Source organism: Pseudovibrio sp. W64, assembly GCF_001623145.1.
GTDB lineage: Bacteria > Pseudomonadota > Alphaproteobacteria > Rhizobiales > Stappiaceae > Pseudovibrio.
Genome location: NZ_LMCI01000042.1, coordinates 1 through 484 on the forward strand (window position 1 = coordinate 1; position 484 = coordinate 484).

Genomic DNA, 484 nt, shown 5'->3' on the forward strand with positions numbered 1-484 from the left:
TTCGCCACCATAAAGGCGGTCAAGGCCATTTTGAGCATAAAGGGCGTTATTGTTACTGTCACCTATCAGCAGATCATCGTAATGAGAGCCCTCAATACTTTCAATATTGACAAGAACATCCCCGTTAGCATGCCCGCCGCTGGCAGTATGTTCAGAGAGATTGATCGTTACTCCTGCATCCGATGTTCGATAATAGGCTATGTCAGAACCAGCGCCACCATCAAGGTGATCTGCACCGGCCCCGCCAAACAGATAATCACGCCCCTCTCCACCATAAAGAGCATCATCACCTCCCAAACCCCAAAGCCTGTTGTTACCAGCATCCCCTGTAAGGTTATCACTGTAAGTATCTGTGCCTATGACGTTTTCTACGGAGACGTATTCATCACCAGCCGCATCACCTGCATTCTGAGATTGATCAGAGAGATTTACGGTGACGGCAGCATGCGACCAGCGATACCTTACCGCATCTTCCCCTTCTCCC

The 484-nt window shown here is 49.6% G+C and carries 1 protein-coding gene; it reads right to left on the reverse strand.

The window, feature by feature from the left end:
- Positions 1 to 484 (reverse strand): calcium-binding protein (locus PsW64_RS27465; protein ID WP_446737475.1); only part of this gene is annotated, 484 nt, incomplete at both ends.